This is a genomic window from Sphingomonas naasensis (genome assembly GCF_004792695.1).
GTDB lineage: Bacteria > Pseudomonadota > Alphaproteobacteria > Sphingomonadales > Sphingomonadaceae > Sphingomonas > Sphingomonas naasensis.
In genome coordinates, this window is the sequence record NZ_SRXU01000005.1 from 19,187 (window position 1) to 39,028 (window position 19,842).

General features: G+C 68.9%; 21 protein-coding genes. 17 read left to right on the top strand and 4 right to left on the bottom strand.

The features are described from left to right. Positions 1 to 6: 6 nt before the first annotated feature. Positions 7 to 738 carry a bifunctional 2-polyprenyl-6-hydroxyphenol methylase/3-demethylubiquinol 3-O-methyltransferase UbiG gene (ubiG, locus tag E5A74_RS12015; RefSeq protein WP_135985238.1) on the bottom strand — a complete coding sequence of 244 codons (732 nt, stop codon included), beginning with the start codon at positions 736 to 738 and terminating at the stop codon, positions 7 to 9. A gap of 58 nt (positions 739 to 796) precedes the next feature. Between ubiG and E5A74_RS12020 the strand changes: the two genes are divergently transcribed. Genes E5A74_RS12020 through E5A74_RS12035 form a run of 4 tightly spaced genes read left to right on the top strand, consistent with a single transcriptional unit; the run spans position 797 to position 5,124 of the window. Beyond that, positions 797 to 2,077, top strand: coding sequence for an aspartate kinase (locus E5A74_RS12020; protein WP_135985240.1), 1,281 nt, complete (start codon positions 797 to 799; stop codon positions 2,075 to 2,077). 60 nt (positions 2,078 to 2,137) lie between these two features. Further along, positions 2,138 to 2,941 (top strand): hypothetical protein, encoded by an 804-nt coding sequence (locus tag E5A74_RS12025; RefSeq protein ID WP_135985242.1) that lies wholly within the window; start codon positions 2,138 to 2,140, stop codon positions 2,939 to 2,941. A 51-nt stretch (positions 2,942 to 2,992) separates the two neighbouring features. Next, entirely contained in the window at positions 2,993 to 4,024 is a 1,032-nt protein-coding gene (locus E5A74_RS12030; RefSeq protein WP_420822498.1) for an NAD(P)H-dependent flavin oxidoreductase, read from the top strand. A 53-nt stretch (positions 4,025 to 4,077) separates the two neighbouring features. Continuing rightward, positions 4,078 to 5,124, top strand: a complete 1,047-nt coding sequence (locus E5A74_RS12035; protein WP_135985244.1) for a GSU2403 family nucleotidyltransferase fold protein — start codon at positions 4,078 to 4,080, stop codon at positions 5,122 to 5,124. On the opposite strand, the gene E5A74_RS12040 is transcribed toward E5A74_RS12035, so the two are convergent. Continuing rightward, positions 5,121 to 6,095: a hypothetical protein gene (locus tag E5A74_RS12040; protein ID WP_135985246.1), complete on the bottom strand. Its 975-nt coding sequence runs from the start codon at positions 6,093 to 6,095 to the stop codon at positions 5,121 to 5,123. The two genes, E5A74_RS12035 and E5A74_RS12040, sit on opposite strands and share 4 nt — an antisense overlap. Further along, a complete protein-coding gene (locus E5A74_RS12045; RefSeq protein WP_135985248.1) occupies positions 6,095 to 6,436 on the bottom strand; it encodes a PadR family transcriptional regulator in 342 nt (113 codons plus the stop codon). Before E5A74_RS12045 ends, E5A74_RS12040 begins: the two co-directional genes overlap by 1 nt. 173 nt (positions 6,437 to 6,609) lie before the next feature. On the opposite strand from E5A74_RS12045, the gene E5A74_RS12050 reads away from it, so the two are divergent. The 8 genes from E5A74_RS12050 to E5A74_RS21375 all read left to right on the top strand — a co-directional run bounded on the left by E5A74_RS12050 (position 6,610) and on the right by E5A74_RS21375 (position 15,704). Then, complete coding sequence (locus E5A74_RS12050) at positions 6,610 to 7,314, top strand: hypothetical protein (protein WP_166745762.1); 705 nt, start codon at positions 6,610 to 6,612, stop codon at positions 7,312 to 7,314. A gap of 58 nt (positions 7,315 to 7,372) precedes the next feature. Further along, positions 7,373 to 9,652: a phosphoenolpyruvate--protein phosphotransferase gene (gene ptsP / locus E5A74_RS12055; RefSeq protein WP_135985253.1), complete on the top strand. Its 2,280-nt coding sequence runs from the start codon at positions 7,373 to 7,375 to the stop codon at positions 9,650 to 9,652. A 108-nt stretch (positions 9,653 to 9,760) separates the two neighbouring features. Beyond that, the gene (locus E5A74_RS12060; protein ID WP_135985255.1) at positions 9,761 to 10,618 is read left to right on the top strand and encodes a helix-turn-helix domain-containing protein; all 858 of its coding nucleotides are present in this window, start codon (positions 9,761 to 9,763) and stop codon (positions 10,616 to 10,618) included. 83 nt (positions 10,619 to 10,701) lie between these two features. Continuing rightward, positions 10,702 to 11,640 carry a tetratricopeptide repeat protein gene (locus tag E5A74_RS12065; protein WP_135985257.1) on the top strand — a complete coding sequence of 313 codons (939 nt, stop codon included), beginning with the start codon at positions 10,702 to 10,704 and terminating at the stop codon, positions 11,638 to 11,640. 4 nt (positions 11,641 to 11,644) lie between these two features. Next, the gene (gene tilS, locus E5A74_RS12070) at positions 11,645 to 12,610 is read left to right on the top strand and encodes a tRNA lysidine(34) synthetase TilS (protein WP_240699784.1); all 966 of its coding nucleotides are present in this window, start codon (positions 11,645 to 11,647) and stop codon (positions 12,608 to 12,610) included. A 69-nt stretch (positions 12,611 to 12,679) separates the two neighbouring features. Next, positions 12,680 to 14,653, top strand: coding sequence for an ATP-dependent zinc metalloprotease FtsH (gene ftsH / locus E5A74_RS12075; protein ID WP_135985261.1), 1,974 nt, complete (start codon positions 12,680 to 12,682; stop codon positions 14,651 to 14,653). 65 nt (positions 14,654 to 14,718) lie between these two features. Then, entirely contained in the window at positions 14,719 to 15,090 is a 372-nt protein-coding gene (locus tag E5A74_RS12080) for a hypothetical protein (RefSeq protein WP_240699785.1), read from the top strand. Positions 15,091 to 15,167: 77 nt separating this feature from the next. Continuing rightward, positions 15,168 to 15,704: a hypothetical protein gene (locus E5A74_RS21375; RefSeq protein ID WP_135985263.1), complete on the top strand. Its 537-nt coding sequence runs from the start codon at positions 15,168 to 15,170 to the stop codon at positions 15,702 to 15,704. On the opposite strand, the gene E5A74_RS12090 is transcribed toward E5A74_RS21375, so the two are convergent. Next, on the bottom strand, positions 15,646 to 16,704 hold the full coding sequence (locus tag E5A74_RS12090; RefSeq protein ID WP_135985265.1) for a DUF3667 domain-containing protein: 1,059 nt from the start codon (positions 16,702 to 16,704) through the stop codon (positions 15,646 to 15,648). The genes E5A74_RS21375 and E5A74_RS12090 overlap by 59 nt on opposite strands. Positions 16,705 to 16,751: 47 nt before the next feature. Between E5A74_RS12090 and E5A74_RS12095 the strand changes: the two genes are divergently transcribed. From E5A74_RS12095 to E5A74_RS12115, 5 genes are all read left to right on the top strand, one after another. Then, positions 16,752 to 18,011: a glutamate-5-semialdehyde dehydrogenase gene (locus tag E5A74_RS12095; protein ID WP_135985268.1), complete on the top strand. Its 1,260-nt coding sequence runs from the start codon at positions 16,752 to 16,754 to the stop codon at positions 18,009 to 18,011. Beyond that, positions 18,008 to 18,355, top strand: a complete 348-nt coding sequence (locus tag E5A74_RS12100) for a hypothetical protein (RefSeq protein ID WP_240699786.1) — start codon at positions 18,008 to 18,010, stop codon at positions 18,353 to 18,355. The genes E5A74_RS12095 and E5A74_RS12100 overlap by 4 nt, the downstream gene beginning before the upstream one ends. After that, a complete protein-coding gene (locus E5A74_RS12105; RefSeq protein WP_135985272.1) occupies positions 18,352 to 19,011 on the top strand; it encodes a nicotinate-nucleotide adenylyltransferase in 660 nt (219 codons plus the stop codon). Before E5A74_RS12100 ends, E5A74_RS12105 begins: the two co-directional genes overlap by 4 nt. A gap of 78 nt (positions 19,012 to 19,089) precedes the next feature. Then, complete coding sequence (gene rsfS / locus E5A74_RS12110) at positions 19,090 to 19,401, top strand: ribosome silencing factor (protein ID WP_208411862.1); 312 nt, start codon at positions 19,090 to 19,092, stop codon at positions 19,399 to 19,401. 17 nt (positions 19,402 to 19,418) lie between these two features. After that, positions 19,419 to 19,841 (top strand): 23S rRNA (pseudouridine(1915)-N(3))-methyltransferase RlmH, encoded by a 423-nt coding sequence (locus E5A74_RS12115; RefSeq protein ID WP_135985274.1) that lies wholly within the window; start codon positions 19,419 to 19,421, stop codon positions 19,839 to 19,841. Position 19,842: the final 1 nt, after the last annotated feature.

The following is a 19,842-nucleotide window of genomic DNA, read 5'->3' on the forward strand; positions in this document are numbered from 1 at the left end:
GCCCGTTCAGGCGCGGCGCGCGGTGACCAGATAATCGAGGCTGGTATCGTCCGAGAGGACGAAGCCGCGCGCCGGCGAGAAGCCGAGCCCGCGCAGATTGCCGACTTCGAGGCCGGCGCCTTCGAGCAGCTCGGTCAGCTCGGCCGGGGTGAGGAACTGGTGCCAGTCGTGCGTGCCCTTGGGAATCGCGCCGCTGCCCTCGCCCAGGGTGATCATCGCGAGGCGCGAGAGCGCGGTGCGGTTCGGCGTCGAGAGGATCATCAGCCCGCCCGGCGCGAGCGCGTCGGCGAGACCGGCGACGAAGGCGGCAGGGTTCGAGACATGCTCGATCACTTCCATCGAGGTGACGAGATCGAAGCGGCGGCCGGGCAGGTCCTCGATCCCGCCGGCGACATAGGCGATGTCGAGCCCCACCGCCGCGGCATGGGCGCGGGCGGCGCCGATATTCTCGGGCGCGGCGTCGAGCCCGGTGATCTGCGCGCCGAGCCGGGCGAGCGGCTCGACGAGCAGCCCCGCGCCGCAGCCGACGTCGAGCGCGGTCTTGCCGGCGAGCGGGGCGAACGCCATGCCGTCGCCGTCCCAATGCTCGTCGGTGACTTCGCGGATATAGGCGAGCCGCGCGGGGTTGAGCCGGTGGAGCATCGCCGAGGAACCGCGCGGATTCCACCAGTCGGCGGCGAGCCGGCCGAAATGCTCAGCTTCATGCCGGTCAATAGTTGCTTTGGTTGCGTTCGCCATGGGCCGCTCCTATCAGGCCGCCTCATCCTACCCAAGGCCCGGAAAACAAGCACCCGACATGGCACGCATCGTGATGAAGTTCGGCGGCACCTCGATGGCCGGCATCGAGCGGATCCGCAATGTGGCGGCGCGCGTCAAACGCGAATGGGAAGCGGGCAACGAGGTTGCGGTGGTGGTCTCGGCGATGGCCGGCGAGACCGACCGGCTGGTCAATTTCTGCCGCGAGGCGAGCTCGCTCTACGACCCGCGCGAATATGACGTGGTGGTCTCCGCCGGCGAGCAGGTGACCTCCGGGCTGCTCGCGGTCGCGCTCCAGGCGCTCGGCGTGCCGGCGCGCTCGTGGCTCGGCTCGCAGGTCGCGATCCACACCGATGCCGCGCACGCCAAGGCGCGGATCAAGACGATCGATGCCGCCGGGCTCGAGCAAGGCTGGGCGCGCGGCGAAGTGGCGGTGATCCCCGGGTTCCAGGGCGTGACCGACGATGGCAGCAACCGCGTCACCACGCTCGGCCGCGGCGGATCGGATACCAGCGCGGTGGCGGTGGCGGCGGCGGTCAAGGCCGACCGCTGCGACATCTACACCGATGTCGACGGAGTCTACACCACCGACCCGCGGATCGTGCCGCGCGCGCGCAAGCTCAAGAAAGTGACGTACGAGGAAATGCTGGAGCTCGCCAGCGTAGGGGCCAAGGTGCTCCAGACGCGCTCGGTGGGGCTGGCGATGAAGGAAAATGTCCGCGTCCAGGTGCTGTCGTCGTTCACCGGCGACGACGCGCCGATGGCGGACACGCTGCCCGGAACGATGATCGTGGGCGAAGAGGAGATTCAGGACGTGGAAAGCCAGCTCATCACCGGCATCGCGCACGACAAGAACGAAGCCAAGATCACGCTGACCGCGGTGCCCGACAAGCCGGGCGCGGTGGCGTCGATCTTCACGCCGCTGGCCGAGGCCAACATCAACGTCGACATGATCATCCAGAACATCGCGCACCAGAGCGCGGGTTCGGCGAGCGCGACCGACGTGACCTTCACCGTGCCGGCGGCGGACCTCGCCCGCTCGATCGAGACGCTCAACCAGTCCAAGCCCGACATCGGCTTCGCCGAGCTGCTCCAGGACACGCGCGTCGCCAAGATCTCGGTGGTCGGCGTAGGGATGCGCAGCCATGCCGGCGTCGCCGCGACGATGTTCAAGACATTGGGCGCGCGCGGCATCAACATCCAGGCGATCACCACCAGCGAGATCAAGGTCTCGGTGCTGATCAACGAGGACGAGACCGAGCTGGCGGTGCGCGTGCTGCACACCGCCTATGGCCTCGATGCGGAGGACGCCGCGGCCTGATCGCGCGGCTGCGTTTCTGACATCTTTCCGCCGCCTTCGGGCGGCATCGCTCGCAGCGCCTTGCCCGTAGCCGAGTCCATCGCAACGCGCCCGAGCGCTTCCGTCCGGCTGCGCGCGTCGCTTGGCCAACGCGGCATCGCCTTCGGCCTCGCGCTGCTCGTCGAGCTGCTGGTGGCGCTGCTGCTGTGGTTCGTCGCGCCGGCGATCCGGACGAGGGAGGAGGACCGGGTGCCCGCGGTGTTCGGCATCGAAGCCTCGGGCGACCATGAGGCGGCCGATCGCAAGGAAGCGCGTGCGCGCCAGCCCAGGACCGAGCCGAGCAAGCCGCGCCCGCTCCCGCCGAAACCGGTCGAACCGCCGCCCGAAACCCCCGACCCGCCGACCCCGCAGCTGCCCGCGGATTTCGTCAAATTAACCCGTCCCGACTTTCGCGCGGCCGACATCGCGGACAAGGGCGCGCCCCATGACGCGACGCCGAGGCGGGAAACCGCCGCGAACGACGCCGGCGGCGCGCCCGGAGACAGCCCGGTGATCGCGAAGGGCCCCAATGGCCAATCGATATACCGGGGCGATTGGTACCGGATGCCGACCGCCGCCCAGATCATCCCCTATATTTCGCGCCGGGCGCTGAACCGGGCGGGCGAGGGAGTCATCCTCTGCCGCATCGTCGCCGACCACCGGGTCGAGGATTGCCAGGAGCTGCGCGAGACGCCGCGCGGCTCGGGCTATGCCGGCACGGCACGGCAGGCGGCTTGGCAATTCCGCGTGCGGGCGCCGCGCATCAACGGCCGCGAAGTGCTCGGCAGCCTCGTCCAGATCACGGTTCCGTTCGCCGGCGCCAGGGACGACGCAGCGGACGAATGAACCGCGTTCCGGCTTGCCGGGAAGCCGGTAGCGGGTCTAGGCCCTGCCGCCATGACCATTGACAGCACGATCGGCGCCGAGCGCCTGACCCGCCGCATGGCGCGCGGGTGCGAATTCCTGGGCAGCGAGGTCGCGATCCTCGGCGGCGCGATGTCGTGGGTTTCCGAGCGCAACCTCGTCGCGGCGATCTCGAACGCCGGCGGCTTCGGCGTGATCGCCTGCGGCGCGATGACCCCCGAGCTGCTCGACAAGGAGATCGCGGCGACCAGGACGCTCACCGACAAGCCGTTCGGCGTCAACCTGATCACGATGCACCCGCAGCTGTTCGAGCTGATCGAGGTCTGCGCGAAGCACCGGGTGGGCCATGTCGTGCTCGCCGGCGGACTGCCCCCGGCGGGCAGCCTCGACGCGATCAAGGGCAATGGCGCGAAGCTGATCTGCTTCGCCCCGGCGCTGAGCCTCGCCAAGAAGCTGATCCGATCGGGCGTCGATGCGCTGGTCGTCGAGGGCATGGAGGCCGGCGGGCATATCGGCCCGGTCTCGACCAGCGTGCTCGCGCAGGAGATATTGCCCGAGGTGGCGAGCCAGGTGCCGGTGTTCGTCGCCGGCGGGATCGGCCGCGGCGAGCTGATCGCCGGCTATCTCGACATGGGCGCGGCGGGCGTCCAGCTCGGCACGCGCTTCGTCTGCGCGACCGAGAGCATCGCGCATGCCAATTTCAAGAAGGCGTTCATCCGCGCATCGGCGCGCGATGCGGTGGCGAGCGTCCAGATCGACCCGCGGCTTCCCGTCATCCCCGTCCGCGCGCTCAAGAACGCCTCGTCCGAGCTATTCACCGCCAAGCAGCGCGAAGTCGCCCAGCTGCTCGACGACGGCAAGGTCGAGATGATGGAGGCGCAGCTGCAGATCGAGCATTATTGGGCGGGCGCGCTGCGCCGCGCTGTGATCGACGGCGATGTCGAACATGGCAGCGTGATGGCGGGCCAGTCGGTCGGCATGGTCAACAAGGAAGAGCCGGTCGCCGACATCATCGCGATGCTGATGGGCGAAGCCGCGCACGCGCTGGAGAAGCGGGCAGTATAACCATTTATCCCCTTTTGCTTTCCAGAAGCGGCAAAAGGGGATAATCTCGCGCGATGATCGTCCTTGACGGAAATCAGATCCGACAGTTGATCGATGTCGAGCATGTCTATCGTGCCTATCGCGACGCCTTGCGCGATCGCGAGACACGCTTCCGCGGGTCCCTGAGCTGGAAAACCGTCGCCGGACACGAATATCTGTATCAGAAGCGCAACGCGGTGGCGAAGAGCCTCGGCCGCAGGTCCGCCAATACCGAGCGCATCTATGACCAGTTCCGCACGGGCCGCGCGGAAGCGAGGCAACGCGTCGCGACGCTCGATTTGCGGCTTCGCGCGATGGCGCCGATCAACCGCGCGATGCGGCTCGGGCGCGTACCGATCATGTCGGCGCGCGTGCTGCGCAAGCTCGACCGGCTCGGACTTCTCGGACACGGGTTCCGCGTAGCCGGCACGCATGCTCTCTATGCCTATGAATCGCTCGCCGCGGTCCATTTCGACAATCGGCACGTCGCCACACTGGATATCGACCTGCTATATGATGCGAGGTCGACCATCAAATTGGTGGGAGAGGGCGATTCGGGACTGATCGACCAGCTGCAAGCGCTCGACCGCACCTTCCGCCCGACCGAGCCCGGAAGTTTTCGGGCGGTCAATGACGCCGGCTTCATGGTCGATCTCATCACGCCCCTGCCCCGCAATCCCGGGACCGCGCGCTCACCCGGCCGTCTGGGAGGCCCCGACGACGTACGCGCTGTCGAGATAGCGGGCCTGCAATGGCTGGAGAATAGTCGGCCCATTGACCGAGTCGTGCTCGATGAGCGCGGGTATCCGCTTCGCATCGTGGCGCCGGACCCCCGCGCCTTTGCCGTTCACAAATCCTGGGTGGCACAGCGCGACGACCGCGATCCCGGCAATCGGCGTCGTGATCTCGCACAGGCGCGCGCCGTAGCCTCGATCCTTGTGCACCAACTCCCCGAACTTCGCTTCGACGACCCTTCGCTACTTTATCTTCCGGCCGATCTGCGCAAGGCGGGCGAGGCGCTGACCGCAGAGGTCGAGGCCCGCCGCTTTCGTCCCGGCCATGACGAGGAGGACTGGGTCTAGCGGGCGTCCGCATATGCCGTCGCCGCGCGGTCGCCGCGGGCGAGCTTCCACAGCTCGCCCAGCGCCTGGAAGGCGAGGACCACCATCATCACGATCAGGGTGATCCGGATCGACAGGTTGAGGCTCTGGGTCAGCCGGGCGAGGTCCTCGCCCTTGTCGGCAGCGATGACGGTGACCCAGGCACCCGCCTTGTAGAGCCCCGCGGCCATCGCGATCGTCGCCACCGAGATCGCGACGGTCAGCAGCGACTGGAACCGCCACAGCCGCGGCAGCAGCCATTTGACCAGATTGGCCACCAGCTGCGCCGAGGCGAGCACGAGGATCGGCAGATAATAATGGCCCCAGACCGGCGCCGGCTCGATGCGCAAAGCGGTGGTCGCGGCGATCGCGGGGAACGGCACCGCGCCGGTCCACCACAGCAGAAAGGCGATGCCGCAGCCGACCTCGAACGCCGCCTCCCACTGGCCCTTGCGCCGCGCGAGCGGGGCGGGCAGCTGCTCGGGGGTCCAGCGCACCAGCTGCTCGACCGGCCCGCCGAACCGCTCGAACAGCGCGAAGGCGAGCGTCACCACCGCGATCGCAGTGAAGAAGAAACCCCAGAGATCGCTGGTGATGCCGGTGACCATGTGGACGATGCTGCGATTGCCGAGCAACGTCGCGACCATCCCGATCGAGACGAACGAGAGCGCGCCGATGGTGAGCACCACGCGCAGCGCGAAGAGATAGAAGGGGAAGATGTCCGGCCCGATCAGATATTGCTGGCTGCGATAGCGCGAGGCGATCACCAGCGGATGGCCGAACTCCTTGAGCAGCGCGGCGAGCTCGTCGCGGCGAAGCGGACGACCGAGCCGGTCCTCGCGCATCTCCTGCCGCGTGGCGAGCTCGTCGTGCAGCTCGGCGATGATGTCGTCGGCCTTGTCCGCCGGCAGATTCTGCCGGACCGACGCGAGATAGCGTTCGATGAGGTCCATCACTTGTCCTTTCCGGTAAGCCGCAGGATCGATTCCGAAATCGCGTTCCATTCGCCGAGCAGCCGGGCGAGAATCTCGAGCCCGTCTGGGGAGAGCCGGTAGAAGCGCTTGTTGCGCTTCGCCTCCTCGCGCCACTCGCTGGTCAGCAGCCCCTGTGCCTCGAGCCGGCGCAGCAGCGGATAGAGCGCGCCTTCGTCGATCGGCAGCCCGGCATCCTCGAGGCTGGTGCGCAGCGTGTAGCCGTAGCGCTCCTCGCGCAGCGCGCCGAGCACCGCCAGCACCAGCGAGCCGCGCCGAAGCTCGACGCGCAGCTTTTCGAACAGGTCTTCTTCGAGGGGCACTGCCGTGTCTCACATGGTATGTGTCACACACTGTATGACACATAGTATGTATCGATGCAACATCCGGAATTTTGCCTAGCGGAACTCCGCTAAACCCCTGATTTCACCCGCCTCTCTATAATGAAATCACCGGGCGAACGCGTGATCCCCATGCCGTCACCGGGGGGTGGATGATGAAGCAGTTCGCACGATTCCTGTTGCCGCTGACCGCAGCGACGCTGTTCGCCGCGCCGGCCTGTGCCCAAGACTGGAGCGCCGTGCCGGCGTGGCCGGCAGCGCCCATGCCGCTGCGCGAAGCGCCGCCGGCACCGCCTGCGGGCGCGGCGCCCAACCAGATGATCCCGGCGCGCGACGCCGAGGGCAATTACGTCACGCCCAACCGGAAGCTGAGCCGCGACGAGACCAGCTGGCACCTCCGCGCCGCGCTCAACGTCGCCGCGCTGGGCTGCCGCGACGCCGCCGAGGCCGAGACGGTCGCAGCGTACAACCGGCTGCTCCGCCAGCAGCGCGCGACGCTCGCCACGGCCGATGCCGGTGTGAAGAGCCTCTATCGCGCGCGCCTCGGCGCGGGCTGGGAGAGCGAGCACGACCGGCAGATGACCCGGGTCTATAATTTCTTCGCCCAGCCGACCGCGCATGACGGCTTCTGCCTCGCCGCGCGCGAAGTGCTCGCCGAGATCGACGCGGTGACGCCCGACCGGTTCGCCGATTTCGCCGCCGGCGCGCTGCCGCGGCTCGAGGCGCCGTTCACTTCTTTCTATCGCGAGTATGACGCGTATCGCACCGCTTATGCCGCGTGGCGGCAGGGCCCGCGCCCGGCGGTGACGATGGCCGCGATCGCGCCGGCACCGACCGGGTTCGGCGCGCTGGTGCCGTAACGACGCCGCGTCGACGGGGAGAATAGCGCGGGCCGACGCAATCTGTTAGCGCGGAGGCATGGCCCTTACTGCCGCCGCTTCCGCCCGCGAAATCCTGACCCGCCTTCACGACGTGATGGCGAAACGGCTGCCGGCGCAATCGAAGCTCAACGCAGTCGCCGAGATCATCGGCACCGCGCTCGATAGCGAGGTCTGCTCGATCTATCTGCTGCGCGAGGGCCTGCTCGAGCTGTTCGCGACGCGCGGGCTCGACCAGCAGGCGGTGCACGTCACCAAGCTGGCGCTCGGCGAGGGCCTGGTCGGCACGATCGCCGAGAATGTCGAGACGCTCAACCTCGACGAGGCGGCGACGCATCCCGACTTCGCCTATCGCCCCGAGACCGGCGAGGACCGGTTCCACAGCTTCGCCGGCGTGCCGATCATCCGCCGCGAGCGCTCGGTGGGCGTGCTCGCGGTCCAGCATGTCGAGCCGCGGCGCTATGCCGAGGTCGAGATCGAGGCGCTGCAGACGGTGGCGATGGTGCTCTCCGAGCTGATCGCCAATGCCGACCTGATCGACACCGCGGCGAGCGCCGGCACCGACCGGCCGCAATCGACCGCGGCGACCCATGCGCAGGGCTTCAAGCTGGTCGAGGGCATGGCCGCCGGCGTCGCGGTCTATCACCAGCCGCGCATCGTCATCGAGCACACCGTCGCCGAGGACATCGAAGTCGAGCGGCATCGCGTCTATGCAGCGTTCGACAAGATGCGCGACCAGATCGAGCGTATGGCGAGCCAGGCCGAGTTCGGCGGCGGCGGCGAGCATGACGAGGTGCTCGCGACCTACAAGATGTTCGCGTACGACGAAGGCTGGTCGCGCCGGATCAACGAGGCGATCGATTCCGGCCTCACTGCCGAAGCGGCGATCGAGCGCGTCCAGCAGCGCACCCGCCAGCGCATGCGCGAGATCGACGATCCGCTGCTCCGCGACCGGATGCACGATCTCGAGGATCTGTCGAACCGGCTGCTGCGCATCGTTTCGGGTCAGCTCGGCACCGCGGCGCAGCTGGGGCTGCGGCAGGATTCGATCCTGATCGCGCGCAACCTCGGCCCGGCCGAGCTGCTCGAATATGACCGGCGGCGGCTGAAGGGGGTGATCCTCGAGGAAGGCTCGCTCACCGCGCACGTCACGATCGTCGCGCGGGCGATGGGGGTGCCGGTGCTCGGGCGGGTGCGCACGGTCCGCCAGCTCGTCGCCGAGGGCGACATGCTGTTGCTCGACACGTCCGAAGAGAGCCTGTTCGTCCGGCCGAGCCAGGCGATGCTCGAGGCGTTCGAGGCCAAGCTGGCGCTCAGCCAGAAGCGCCGCGCCGCCTTCGCGCAGCTGAAGGGCGAGGCGCCGGTGACGCGCGACGGCCACCGCGTCACCGTGATGGTCAATGCCGGGCTGCGCGACGATCTCGCCGCGCTCGACCTGACCGGCGCCGACGGGATCGGGCTGTTCCGCACCGAATTCCAGTTCCTCGTCTCGGCCACCCTGCCCCAGCGCGAGGGCCAGCGCCGGCTCTACAAGGATGTGCTCGACGCGGCGGGCGAGCGGCCGGTGGTGTTCCGCACGGTCGACATCGGCGGCGACAAGGCGCTGCCCTATCTCAACCACGACGCCGACGGCGAGGAAGAGAATCCGGCGATGGGCTGGCGCGCGCTGCGGCTCGCGCTCGATCGCGACGGGCTGATGAAGGCGCAGGCGCGCGCGCTGATCGAGGCGGGCGCGGGGCGTTCGCTCAACATCATGTTCCCGATGGTCTCCGAGCCCTGGGAGTTCGACGCGGCGCGCGACCTGTTCGAGGCGCAGCGCGCATGGCTGGCGGCGCGCGGGCGCAAGATGCCGAGCGAGATCCGCTATGGCGCGATGCTCGAGGTGCCGGCGCTCGCCGAGGTGCTCGACCTGCTGCTGCCGAAGATCGACTTCCTGTCGATCGGCACCAACGATCTCACCCAGTTCCTGTTCGCCGCCGATCGCGCGCATCCCAAGCTGGCGCTGCGCTACGACTGGCTGAGCCCGTCGATCCTGCGCTTCGTCAAGCGCGTGGTCGACCAGGCGCATGCCGCCGGCGTGCCGGTGGCGGTGTGCGGCGAGATGGGCGGGCGACCGCTCGAGGCGATGGCGCTGATCGGGCTCGGCATCGACCGGCTGTCGATCACCCCGGCGGCGGTGGGGCCGATCAAGGCGATGGTGCGCTCGCTCGACCGCGAGCCGCTGATCGCGGCGATGCAGGGCTGGCTCGCCGACCCGCGCGGATCGCTGCGCGAGGTGCTCGCCGGCTGGGCCGGGCAACATTTGGTCGAGCTGGCCTGATCTTTCGCCCGATTTCCCTGCGCCAGCGTTGACAGGGCCTTTCGCCTGAGGGACACCCGCGCAAAGGCGGGAGCGAACCGGGCCGCAACCCTTCCGCCGGAGGCTAGAATGGAAGGCGACAACGCCGAGAATCCGACGCTTTTCCCCGCCACCGTGGGGGAAAAACTGCGTGCGGCGCGCGAGGCGCAGAAGCTCGATCTGAGCGAGATCGCCAGCCGCACCCGCATCCCGCAGCGCCACCTCGAGGCGATCGAGCAATCGAACTTCGCGAGCCTGCCCTCGGTGACCTATGCGATGGGCTTCGCGCGCGCCTATGCCCGCGCGGTGGGCGCCGACGAGACCGCGCTCGCGCGCGAGCTGCGCGCCGAGCTGGGCGATCGCCCGGAACGGCCGGCGCCGCCGCCCTCCTATGATTTCGACGAGCGCTCGCGGGTGCCGTCGCGCGGGATCGCGCTGGTCGGCGCGATCGTCGCGCTGCTCGTCGTGATCGGCGGCGCAGTGTGGTTTGGCACCGACTGGTTCCGCGGCAGCGCGGCGAGCGAGGAACCGGCGGTGGTGGAGAATGTCACGACCGCCACGCCGGGCAACGCCGCCGCGCCCGCACCCGTGCCGGCGACCGGCGGGCAAGTGACTCTGGTCGCGCTCGACACGGTGTGGCTGCGCGTCACCGATGCGGGCGGCAAGCGGCTGTTCGAGAAGGAAATGGCGGCGGGCGAGCGCTATGACGTGCCCGCCGATGCCGACCGGCCGCGTGTGCGCACCGGGCGGCCCGATCGGATCCAGGTGCTGCTCAACGGCTCGAACATCGCGCCGCTCGGCACCGGGGTGCAGACGGTCGAGGCCGAGGTGAGCGCCGCGGCGCTGCAGGCGCGCGGCCAGACCGGCACGCCGCAACCCGTCGCGCCGGCGACGCCGCCCGCCGCAGCCGGCGCGGCGCCGGCTGGCAACACGACGGCGATACCTTAAGGCTGGCGACAGGTGCGGCGTATCAGCTATACTGGCCGCAGCTTTATTAAATCCCGAAATCCTGCACCGGGGGGTGTGACGACATGCGTTATTGGTTGGCCGCGACAGCTCTGACGGCCCTTGTTGCCGGGACGGGCGCCGCCCATGCCCAGTCTAACGCGATCGAGGGCCGGGTCGACCGGCTCGAGCGCGAGATGCGCGCAGTGCAGCGCAAGGTCTTCCCCGGCGGTGCCGGCCAGACGATCGAGCCGCAGATCGTCCCCGATGCCAGCATCGAGGCGCCGGGCACCCCGGCGGGGACCCCGCTCGCCGACCTGACCCAGCGCGTCGCCGCGCTCGAGAACCAGGTCCAGACGCTCACCGGCCAGGTCGAGCAGGACGGCTATCGCCTGAAGCAGCTCGAGGACGGCTTCGCCGCCTACAAGCGCGCGACCGACAGCCGGCTCAAGGCGCTGGAGGATGCCGCGTCGCCGGTGGCCGCGGGCAATTCGCCGGTGATCGCGCCGGTCGACCTCGCCGAGACGCCCGCGCGGCCGACCCGCCCGGCGCCGGCCGAGGACAAGCCCGCCGCCAAACCGAGCGGTACCCGAGCGCAGCAGGTCGCGGCGATCGAGAAGCCCAATAGCGGCGATCCGGCCGAGGACGGCTATCTCTATGGCTTCCGGCTATGGTCGGCGAAGCTCTATCCCGAGGCGCGCCGCGAGCTCGAAGCGGTGGCGACCAAATATCCGAATCATCGCCGCGCGAGCTATTCGCAGAACCTGCTCGGCCGGGCCTATCTCGACGCCGGCGCGCCGAGCCTCGCCGCGGTCGCCTTCTACGAGAACTACAAGAAGAACCCGAACGGCGAGCGCGCGCCCGATAGCCTATATTATCTGGCGCAGGCGCTGACCAAGCTGAAGAAGCCGGCGAGCGAAGTGTGCAAGGTCTATACCGAGCTCGACCAGCTTTACGGGGAGCGGCTGTCGGCGGAGATGAAGACCGGCGTCGCCGAGGGCCGTGCCGCGCAAAAGTGCAAATGAGCGGGTGACGCTCGACCCGGCAGCGGTCGAGCGTTTCCGCCGTGACGTGAGCGCGCTCCATTCCTCCCCTCCGGGGAAGGATTTCAGCCTCGGCGTGGCGGTGTCCGGCGGTCCCGACAGCCTTGCGCTGCTGCTGCTCGCTGCCGCCGCTTTCCCCGGACGCGTGATCGCCGCGACGGTGGATCACGGATTGCGCCCCGAGGCCGCGGAGGAAGCGCGCTTCGTCGGCGAGATCTGCGAGGCGCGCGGCGTGCCGCACCATATCCTCACCGGCACCGTCTCCCCCGGCAATGTTCAGGAAGGCGCGCGCGACTTGCGCTATGCCCTGCTCGCCGAATGGGCGGAGGGCCGAACGCGCCGGGTCGCCACCGCGCACCAGCGCGACGACCTTGCCGAGACCTTCCTGATGCGCGCGCGCCGCGGCGCCGGGGTCGGCGGGCTGGCCGCGATGCCCGCCGCGCGGCCGCTGGGCGGGGCAACTCTGCTGCGGCCGCTGCTGGACTGGTCGCGCGCCGAACTGGCGGCGATCGTCGCGGCGGCGGGCCTCGCGCCGGTGCAGGACCCCTCGAACCGCGACCCGCGCTTCGATCGCGTCCGCATGCGGCGCCTGCTCGCCGAATCGCCCGAATTGCCCGCCGATCGACTGACGCTGGCGGCGCGAAACCTGCGCCATGCCGAGGACGCGCTGGCTTGGGCGGCCGCGCGCGAATGGCAGGCGCGCGGCGCGATCGACGGCGATTCGGTGCGGCTCGATGCGCGCGATCTGCCCTATGAACTGGTGCGGCGCCTCGTCGAGCGCGCGGTGCGCGCCGCCGCGGCCGGCGACGGCGCGCCGCTTCGCGGCGAGAGCCTCGACCATCTCGTCGCGACGCTGCTTTCGGGCGGCACCGGTACGATTGCGGGGGTGAAAGCTTCGGCAAAACATGCTGAATGGCGTTTCAGCCTAGCTCCGGCGCGCCGATCACACTGATCGACGTTGTTCCATTGCCATTAACCTGGCGGTGCCTATCTATGATGGGCGAAAGGTATCGAGCTCGATATGAACGACAACAACAAGCCGCAGGGTCCTGAAAACGGCGGCGGCAATCCCTGGATGAAGAGCCTGCTGATCTGGGCGGGTATTCTCGCGGCGCTCGCGCTGTTCGTGACGCTGTTCGACGGCCGCACGACCCAGACGGCGGCCGACGGGATGTCGTACTCGACGTTCCTCGACAAGGTGCAGGCCGGCGAAGTGAAGTCGGTCAACATCGCCGCCGGATCGGCGGGGACCAGCGTCGTCTCGGGCACGCTTTCGAGCGACGCCAAGTTCCGCACCAACGCGCCGGCGGATCCCCAGCTGATCCCGACGCTGCGCACCAAGGGCGTGACGATCAACGCGCGCCCCGAGGAGGGCGCGTCGATCTGGCAATATATCCTCGTCCAGTCGCTGCCTTTCCTGCTCTTCCTCGGCGTCGCGGTCTTCTTCGTGCGGCAGATGCAGAAGAATTCGGGCTCGGGCGCGATGGGCTTCGGCAAGAGCCGCGCCCGGCTGCTCACCCAAAAGGAAGGCAAGGTCACCTTCGACGACGTCGCCGGCATCGACGAGGCGCGCGAGGAGCTGCAGGAGATCGTCGAGTTCCTCAAGGACCCGACCAAGTTCGCCCGCCTCGGCGGCAAGATCCCCAAGGGCGCGCTGCTCGTCGGCTCGCCGGGCACCGGCAAGACGCTGCTCGCCCGCGCGATCGCGGGTGAGGCGGGCGTGCCGTTCTTCACCATTTCGGGTTCGGACTTCGTCGAGATGTTCGTCGGCGTCGGCGCCAGCCGCGTCCGCGACATGTTCGAGCAGGCCAAGAAATCGGCACCGTGCATCGTCTTCATCGACGAGATCGACGCGGTCGGCCGTTCGCGCGGCGCGGGCCTCGGCAACCAGAATGACGAGCGCGAGCAGACGCTCAACCAGCTGCTCGTCGAGATGGACGGTTTCGAGGCCAATGAAGGCATCATCATCATCGCGGCGACCAACCGCCCCGATGTGCTCGATCCGGCGCTGCTGCGTCCCGGCCGCTTCGACCGCCAGGTCGTGGTGCCACGTCCGGACATCGAAGGCCGCGTGAAGATCCTTTCGGTTCACATGAAGAAGGTGCCGCTGGCGCCCGACGTCGATCCGCGCGTCATCGCGCGCGGCACGCCGGGCTTCTCCGGCGCCGATCTGGCGAACCTCGTCAACGAGGCGGCCCTGCTCGCGGCGCGCCGCGGCAAGCGCCTCGTCGCGATGAGCGAGTTCGAGGACGCCAAGGACAAGGTCATGATGGGCGCCGAGCGCAAGTCGATGCTGATGACCGAGGACGAAAAGCGGATGACCGCCTATCACGAGGCCGGCCACGCGATCGTCGCGATGCACGAGCCGGCTTCGGACCCGATCCACAAGGCGACGATCATCCCGCGCGGCCGCGCGCTGGGCATGGTGATGCGTCTGCCGGAGCGCGACCAGAATTCGATGCACCGCGACCAGATGTACGCGCATCTCTCGATCGCGATGGGCGGCCGCGTCGCCGAGGAACTGATCTTCGGCTATGACCGGGTCAGCTCGGGCGCATCGTCGGACATCCAGTCGGCGACTCGTCTGGCACGTTCGATGGTGACGAAGTGGGGCATGTCCGAAGCGGTCGGTCCGCTCGAATATGCCGAGGATGAGCAGAGCTATCTCGGCTATGGCGGCAGCCGTGCGGCGCCGATGTCGAACGAGACCGCGAAGCTGATCGACGGCGAGATCAAGAAGCTCGTCGAAGGCGGCCTCAACCGCGCCAAGCAGGTGCTGACCGACCATGTCGACCAGCTCCACAGCCTCGCCCAGGCGCTACTCGAGTACGAGACGCTGACCGGCGAGGAGATCAAGCGGCTGATCGCCGGCGAGGATCTCGGCCGCGAGGATCCGGGCGCGCGGGCGGCGCCGGTCTCCAGCGCGGGCACCTCGATCCCCAAGATCCGCAAGCCCAAGGGCCCGTTCGGCAATCCCGCGCCGCAGGGTGCGTAAGTTCAGTTGACGTTAAATGCGTCGCGACTAGCCCTCCCCCGAGCAATCGCGGGAGGGTTTTTCGTATGCGGCATATGATGGTTGCGGCGGCGGTTCTGGGCCTGCTCACCCCGACAGGGGCGCAGGCGATGAGCGTCGCGCAATTCCTTGCCAAGGTGAAGGCGCTGCAGGCGCAGGGCCCGCTGGCCGCGCTCTCGCCCGATGCCGAGCTGGTCCGCCGCGAAGTCGCCTCGATCCGCGCCGCCTATACCGCCGAGCTGCGCGCGGCGCGCGCCGCCGGCAAGACGCCGCACAGCTGCCCGCCCGAGACGGGCAAGCCGAAGCTCACGCCGAAGCAGATGCTCGCCGAGCTCGAGAAGATCCCGCCCGCCAAGCGTGGGATGAGCATGAAGGCGGCAGTCTACGCCTATATGAAACGGACCTATCCCTGCCGCTGAGCGGGGCCGGCGACCGCGGCGAATTCAGCCGGAGTTAAGCGCCGCGGGGCGAGCCTTGGCCGAAAAGGGGCTTCCGCATGAAACTGGCATTGCTCGCCGCCGGCATCCTGCTCGCATCCTCGTCGGGGGGCGACCAGACTGCCGCCCCGATCGCCGCCCCGTCGCCCTCGCCCTCGCCCTCGCCCTCGCCCTCGCCCTCGCCCTCGCCGGTCGCGAAAAGACCCTTGCCCAAGGCCGAGGGGATCAGCGTCGCGGCGTTCCTACGCCGCTGGCGGGCGATGCTGGAATTGAAGGAATTGATGCGCCTCTCGACCGAGCCGCCGAAGCTGGCCGCCGAGATCCTCGACCCGGTCGCGGCCTATAAGAAACAGCTCGACGACGATCTTGCCGCGGGCCGCGCACCGCGCGCCTGCCCGCCGCGCGGCACCGAAGAGAAAATAGATGGCGCGACGATCACCGCCGAGCTCGAGAAGATCCCGGAGGCGGAGCGCGGCATGGCGATGCACGACGCGATCTTCGCCTATCTCGACCGCCGCTATCCCTGCCCCGCCGCGATCAGCCCATCATCCCCATCGCGACGAGGATCAGCAGGAACAGGCACAGCACGATCGTGATGAAATGGGTGAGCACGATCGCGCGGAGCAGCGCCGACCACCAGCGCAGCCGATAGGCCTGTTGCAGCTGGCGCCAGATATGGAAGAACGGGATGAACACCCCTGCCGAGCCCAACACTTTCGACGGGACGCCGAGCTTCGCCGCCACCGTGATCACGATGAACAGCAGCGACATGAACGAGATCGAATAGATGATGAAGATCGCGTGGTCGTAGAGCTTGTATTCGCGCTTCCAGAAGAACAGCAGCCACACGAAGGGCAGCGACAGCGGGATCAGCAGCCACGAGAATTTGTAGACGCTCGACTGGAGCTTGTAGACCATCAGCGACGGGTTTTGCTGCCATTTCTCGATGCCGTGATCGAGCGTGTACCAGCCGGTGTGCGCCACCTTGACCTCGACCGGGTCTTCCTTGAGCTGCTGCGCCGCCGCGTCGAGGCCCTTCAGCCGTGCATCGGCATCGGCGATGTCCTGTACCGCCTCGGCCTTGTCATCGGCGTCGGAATCGGTGGCGTCGCGCTTCTCGATCGCCTTCTCGCGCTGCTTCACCACCTGCTCGCGCTCGGACTTCACCGCAGCGAGCGGATAGGCGTTGACGCCGCGCATGTCCGTCGGCGGGGAAATGCCTGCGAAGGAGAAGACCGCGAACATCGCGAAGATCGAGAAGAGGAAGATCGCCATCGGCGAGACGAAGCGCGCGCGTTCGCCGGCGATATAGCGGCGGGTGAGGTCGCCGGGGCGCCATGCCAGCAAGGGCAGCGTGCGCCAGAACTTGCCTTCGAAATGGAAGACGCCATGGACGATTTCGTGCCCGATCGCGGCGAGCGAGCGATGGACGTGCCCCGCCTGTCCGCAGCGATGGCAATGCGCGCCGATCAGCGCAGTGCCGCAATTGAGGCACATATGGTGCCCCTGCGCATGACCCTCGCCCGCCTGCGGCTCCACCGCGCGGCCGAGCAAACCCCCGGTGATCATCTCACCCGCTGCTTCGAATTCCCCCATGCGCGACGATCTATCAGCTTGCGCCAAGCCGTGCTAGCGGGTGCAGCATGGCCGATGCCGAAACGAAACAGTTGATCGCCGAGATGGCCGCGCGGGCGCGCATCGCCGCCCGGCGCCTTGCGCTGATGTCGAGCGCGGAGAAAAGCCGCGCGCTGCGCGCCGCCGCCGCCGCGATCCGCGCGGACCGCGACGCGATCGTCGCGGCGAATGCCGAGGATATGGCCGCCGCCGGGGCCGCCGGCCTCTCCGGCGCGATGCTCGACCGGCTGCGGCTCGATGCGGCGCGGGTCGAGGCGACCGCAGCGGGCGTCGATGCAGTCGCCGGACTCGACGACCCGGTGGGCAAGCAGATCGAGCGCGTCGAGCGGCCCAACGGGCTGGAGCTGACCCGGGTGCGCATCCCGATCGGGGTAATCGGCATCATCTATGAGAGCCGCCCCAACGTCACCGCCGATGCCGGCGCGCTCTGCGCGATGTCGGGCAATACCGCGATCCTGCGCGGCGGCTCCGAGGCGATCCGCAGCAACCGCGCGATCCACGCGGCGCTGGCGCGGGGGCTGGCCGAAGGCGGCATGCCCGCCGACGCGGTCCAGCTGGTGCCGGTCACCGATCGCGCCGCGGTCGGCGCGATGCTCACCGCCGAGGGCGCGATCGACATGGTCGTGCCGCGCGGCGGCAAGGGGCTGGTCGCGCGCGTCCAGGCCGAAGCACGGGTGCCGGTGCTCGCGCATCTCGACGGGCTCAACCACACCTATATCGACCGCGCCGCCGATCCGGCGATGGCAAGGGATCTCGCGCTCAACGCCAAGATGCGGCGGACCGGGATTTGCGGCGCGACCGAGACCTTGCTGATCGACCGCGGCTTCGCCGACCCCGCGCCGGTGCTCGCCGCGCTGGCCGATGCCGGATGCGAGCTGCGCGGCGATGCCGAGATCCGCGCGATCGAGCCGCGCGTGACGGCGGCCGGCGCCGAGGACTGGGACACCGAATATCTCGACGCGATCCTCTCGGTGAAGCTGGTCGACGGCGTCGACGCGGCGATGGACCATATCGCCGCGCACGGATCGCATCACACCGACGCGATCGTCACCGGAGACGCCGCGACCGCCGAGCGCTTCCTCGGCGAAGTCGACAGCGCGATCGTGATGTGGAACGCCTCGACTCAGTTCGCCGATGGGGGCGAGTTCGGGCTCGGCGCCGAGATCGGCATCTCGACCGGGCGGCTGCATGCGCGCGGCCCGGTCGCGCTCGAGGGACTGACGACGTACAAATGGGTGGTGCGCGGGGCCGGCCAGGCGCGGCCGTGACCGACACCGTGACTTTGTGGCGTCCCGTGGGCCCGCGGGAGCTGGAGTTGATCGAAGCGAGTGGCATGCGCGCCTTCCCACCGCGCCTGCCCGAACAGCCGATCTTCTATCCGGTCACCAGCGAAGACTATGCAGTCAAGATTGCGCGCGACTGGAACGTACCCGAAAGCGGATCGGGGTTCGTTACGCGCTTCGCCGTGGAGCGAGCCTTCCTCGCCAACTACAGAGTTGAAGAGGCTGGCGGTCTTGCGCATCGCGAATATTGGATCCCCGCCGAGGATCTGCCGGCGTTCAACGCGGCCATCGTCGGCGCGATCGAAGTCGTCCGTCGCTTCCCCGAATGAAACGCATCGGCCTGCTCGGCGGCTCGTTCAACCCGGCGCATCGCGGGCATCGTAAGCTCTCGCTCCATGCGCTCCGGGCGCTGGGGCTCGACGAGGTGTGGTGGCTGGTCTCGCCGGGCAATCCGCTCAAGCCCGACAAGGGCATGGCGCCGTTCGGCGCGCGGCTCGCCTCGGCGCGGCGGATGGCGCGGCACGCCCCGATCCGGGTGAGCGACGTCGAGCAGAGGATCAGGACGCGCTACACCGCCGACACGCTGCGCAAGCTGCCGCGGCTCTATCCGCGGCACCGCTTCATCTGGCTGATGGGCGCCGACAATCTCGCCCAATTCGACCAATGGGAGCGCTGGCGCGACATCGCGCGGCAGGTTCCGATTGCGGTGATTGCCCGCCCCGGCTATGATGCGCGTGCTCACGCCAGTCCTGCGATGAGTTGGCTGCGGCGCGCTGTGCGGCCCGCGGACCAGGCGAAGAAATGGACGCGTTGGAGATTGCCGGCCCTCGTGCTGCTGCGCTTTCGCCCCGATCCGACTTCGGCGACCCGCATTCGCGCCGCCGACCCTGCCTGGCACAGGCACTTTCCGAACGCGCGTGCGACGCCCATATCCACTGCGTCGGCGGCGACCACCCGGTCGCGCACCGACATGTTGCAACCCTGAGGAGCTAACTTGGCAACTTCCCCCCATGTGCAGCGTAGCACCGGCGCCGAAAGCGTCGAGGCGCTGCACGCGCTCGTGATGGCGTCGCTCGACGACGATCAGGCGGTCGAGACCGTTTCGATCCCGCTCGCTGGCAAGAGCAGCATCGCCGATTACATGGTCGTGGCCTCGGGCCGCTCGACGCGGCAGGTCGCCTCGATGGCGGCCAAGCTCGCCGAGAAGATCAAGGCCGAGTTCGGCCGGTCGCCGCGGGTCGAGGGCCTGCCCACCGCCGACTGGGTGCTGATCGACGCAGGCGACGTGATCGTCCACCTGTTCCGCCCCGAAGTGCGCACCTTCTACAATCTCGAGCGGATGTGGTCGTTCGGCGAAACCGCAGGGCAAGCCTGAACGGCTGACGCGCGGCGATGCTGCTCCATATCGTCGCGCGGGGGCGCATCGGGCGCGGCCCCGAGGCGGAGCTGGTCGAGCGCTACATGAAGCGCGTCGCGTGGCCGACGCGGATCAGCGAGCTTCCCGACACCGGCGGCAAGATGCCCGAGCAGGGCCCCGGCACGCGCATCGTGATGCTCGACGAGACCGGCGAGAACCTGCCCTCGCGCACGCTCGCCGAGCGGCTCGGGCGCTGGCGTGACGACGGCGTGCGCGAGGCGCGCTTCCTGATCGGCGCGGCGGACGGATTCGACGATGCTCAACGCGCCGGCGCCGATCTGCTGATCTCGTTCGGCCGCGCGACCTGGCCGCATCTGATGGCCCGCGCGATGCTCGCCGAGCAATTGTGGCGCGCGACGTCGATCCTTGCCAACCACCCCTATCACCGCGAAGGCTGAG